This is a genomic window from Pseudomonas sp. (assembly GCF_040514055.1).
Classification (GTDB): Bacteria; Pseudomonadota; Gammaproteobacteria; order Pseudomonadales; family Pseudomonadaceae; genus Aquipseudomonas.
Map to the genome: position 1 here is coordinate 1 of NZ_JBEVDL010000058.1, position 3334 is coordinate 3334.

Annotated in this window: 3 protein-coding genes; all 3 read right to left on the minus strand. The window is 63.3% G+C overall.

Annotated elements, in window-relative coordinates:
- Positions 1-199: 199 nt before the first annotated feature.
- Genes ABWY06_RS13490 through ABWY06_RS13500 form a run of 3 tightly spaced genes read right to left on the minus strand, consistent with a single transcriptional unit; the run spans position 200 to position 3332 of the window.
- Positions 200-1153, minus strand: coding sequence for a peptidylprolyl isomerase (locus tag ABWY06_RS13490; RefSeq protein WP_353926074.1), 954 nt, complete (start codon positions 1151-1153; stop codon positions 200-202).
- A gap of 13 nt (positions 1154-1166) precedes the next feature.
- A complete protein-coding gene (locus ABWY06_RS13495) occupies positions 1167-2717 on the minus strand; it encodes a cytochrome c/ABC transporter substrate-binding protein (protein ID WP_266019901.1) in 1551 nt (516 codons plus the stop codon).
- 9 nt (positions 2718-2726) lie between these two features.
- Positions 2727-3332, minus strand: coding sequence for an SCO family protein (locus ABWY06_RS13500; RefSeq protein ID WP_353926075.1), 606 nt, complete (start codon positions 3330-3332; stop codon positions 2727-2729).
- Positions 3333-3334: the final 2 nt, after the last annotated feature.

Genomic DNA, 3334 nt, shown 5'->3' on the forward strand with positions numbered 1-3334 from the left:
AAACCTGGCAGAGTGCCGCCTTAATGAGGCTAACGCACACTTCATGCCAGACTGAGCACCGGTATTTTCACCACTGCATGTAGTTGATATTCATGAGATATCTATTCCGTTCGAGCACACCACCGCCGAACGCCCACCAAAGACGGGGGAAGCGCACGGATTCGCCCTGAAGCTTTCCCCCACTATTGGGGAACAAACTTCAATCGTCGTCAATCCGTTCGATTCGATTGCGCGACCGCAACTGCGCAAGCACTTCCCCGCGTATAGCAACCTGTTCCTGGCGGGCAAGATACGCCCTGACCATTTCCAGTCCCTGCTCCTCTGAGACATCTGCCGCCTCGCTGCGGTTCTGTAAATAAATCAGATGCCAGCCCACCGGAGTGCGCACCGGCTCACTGAGATCACCTGGCGCCATGGCAAAGGCTGTCACTTCAAATTCAGGAAACATGCGGCCCCGGGGGAAATATCCCAGGTCCCCGCCACTGCTGGCGGAAGCATCTTCTGAAGCGCTTTTGGCGATACTGGCAAAATCGGCACCGTTAACGATTTTCAACCGCATGTCCGCTAAGCGTAGTCGTGCTGCTTCAATTGTCGCGGCATCCGCGCCTTCAGGGACTTTTACCAGGATATGCCGCGCCTGGACCTCCTCGGGCCGGCCCATTTCGCTGCGGTGCTCTTGATAAAAAGCTCGGACCTTTTGCTCGTCGGGCCCGGTAACCTTGGTCAGCTCGGCAAACACCTGCTGCGCCGCCATGTCACGGCGGGTGTACTCGACAAAACTGGCTTCATCGAAACCGGCATCGTTCAAACGCCGGGCAAACACTTCGGCACCGCCGATGGCCTGGCGCGCCTGGTCGACCTGGCCCTGCACCTGTGCATCGCTGATCACCACGCCGCGCTTGACGGCTTCCTGCCACAGCAGTTCCTTGTCGATCAAGGCATCCAGGGCCTTCTGCCGCAGCTGCTTGTAGGCCGTGGGGTTGCGGATGCTGCCTAACGCCCGCCCCTGGTCCTCGAGGAACTCGGCGAAATAACGTTCCAGGCGAAACTCGGAGATTTCCTCGCCATTGACCCGCGCCGCGATCGGGCCGTTGCTGGCGTAACTTGCCGGTACCCACAGGGCCAGCAGGAGCAACCAGGTATTGAGTTTCATGATGGACCTCCGGTCAGGGCATCGCTGCAATCGGTCTATAGGGCGCTACCAGGTAGAAGCGCTGGTCGGGCAGATCCACCGTCACCACATGGGCGCCGCTCAGGCCCAGGCGGCGGCCGGGGCCGAAGCTGATCAAGGGAGTCAGCCCGGTGTCGAAATCGTGCAAGCCTTCGAGTGCGTTGATCAGCTTCTCGCGGCTGGTGTCGCGCCCGGAATGTTTCAGGCCTTCGCTGAGCAACAGCAGCGAGCTGTAGGCGCCGACTTGCAGCACCGCATGCTGGCCGCCCAGGCCCTGATTGGCGCGCACTTGAGTCAAGGCCAGGCGTCCGGCCACCGTCCAGTCACTGGGCACGAATGGATAGGCGAGGAACACTCGCCGGGAAAAACCGCTGGGCACTTGCAGCAGATCCCCCGCCACCTGGTTCGACGTGGCGAACAGATACGGCACCTGCCCGGCAACTTGCAGGCGCTCGGCCAGGCGACTGAAACCGGCACCGCTGCCCAGGTAGAACACTGAACGCGAGCCCAGCGGCAGTTCTTCCTGTGTCGGGTCGTAGGCTTGCAGGTGCACTTTCTGCCAGGCGTGATCCTGCAGGTACTGGCCCAGGTTTTGTGCCGCGAGGCGCTGGCCGGGTTCGTCCGGATAGGTGATCAGGGTCGGCCCTTGCAGTACTTTGAGCTGCTCGGTGGCGTAGTCGGCCAGGGCGATCAGTTGCTCGCGCAGGCCTGGCAACGGCTCGAAAATCTGCCGGCTGGCCTGGGCCGGTCCCAGCAGCGACAACGGACCGATCAGCGGCACGCCGGCTTTCTCCAGGCGAGGCCCCAGCTCCGCGTCCAGGGCGGGGGCTAGCGGCGCGATCAGGGCGAACACCTGTTCGGTGTCGATCAAACGGTCGAGCGCCTGCTCGGCACTGACGCGGTCCGGGCCCGGGTCGAGAATGGTCAGGCGCAACTGCCGGCCGTGGATGCCGCCGGCTTGATTGATGCGCGCCACGCTCCCCTTGAGCACGGCCGCCACGGTGGCGCCCTCCTCGCTCAAGGGCCCGGAACCGGGGAGTAACGTCCCCAGGTGCACGGTGCCAGGGTCGAGGCCGGGGTCACGGTCTTCGGCCACACGCTTGAGATAGGCGCTGAGATTGCGCTGATCGTTCATCGACAGGACAAATCTGGGCATCGCCGGGTCAAGGCGATTGTCGGCTGGGTCGCGACCTTCCTGAATCGCTTTTGCCAGGCTGGCATCGGTATAGGCCGGGTAGTCGCGGCCGTTGACCTGTTGCTGGCCATAGGTGCTGCTCAGCCGTGACCAGCTCAGGTCTGGCGGGCGCACCCCGCCCTCGGGCCGTCCGACGCCATCGTCGCCATGGCAGTTGGCGCACGGCAGGCTGGTGGCGGGCAACAGCATGCCCGCCGCACCGACCCGCGCCATGATCGGCTCGCCACTGGCCGACACCCCCTCGCGATAGAGCCGTTTACCGGCACTTTCGCTCGGGGTCAGCGCCAGCGCCTGGGCGCCGAGGGGCAGACCGCAGAGGAGCAGCAAACCGAGGACCAGGGACGTCTTCATGGCGCGCGCTCAACGGCCGACCACGGGCATTGTCAGCAACTGCAAGCGCTGGGCAATGGCGGCGGCAGGGGCATCGGGGCGGATCTTGCTCCAGCGTTTGTTGGCCACGTCACCCACGATCAGTTGCGTGGAATGCTGTTCCGGGGTGGGCACGATCTGGCCGATGCGCCCCAGGACCAGGTCCATCTGGGCTTTGTCGCCCGTCAGAAAAAGCCAGTGGGGGTCTTCTACCCCTTGTTTCAAGGTGTAAGCCTTGAGTACCGCCGGGGTGTCCCGCAGCGGATCACTGGTAAGGGAGATAAAGGTGATGCCGTCGGCCTTGTCGCCCAGCACTTCACGAACTTCCTTGAGCTTTTGGGTGATCAGCGGACAGGCATCATTGCAACTGGTGAAAATCACGTTGAGCAGCACCACGCGGTTTTGCAGCGCATCGCTGTAGAACCGCAGGGTCTCGCCATTCTGGTCCTGCAAGGGCGTGTCGGTGAACCAGGTCTTGGCATCACGCGTGCCACTGGCCGGCTGCGCGGCGGGCGCTGCAGGTGCTGCAGCTGCGGGTTCCTGGTGGCCTTCATGGGCCAGCGCCAGCGAACTGAAAAGGCCCAGGCACAGGCTCAAGG

Coding starts and splice junctions, on each gene's coding strand:
- ABWY06_RS13490 (WP_353926074.1), bottom strand. CDS start 1,153: ATGAAACTCAATACCTGGTTGCTCCTGCTGGCCCTGTGGGTACCGGCA.
- ABWY06_RS13495 (WP_266019901.1), bottom strand. CDS start 2,717: ATGAAGACGTCCCTGGTCCTCGGTTTGCTGCTCCTCTGCGGTCTGCCC.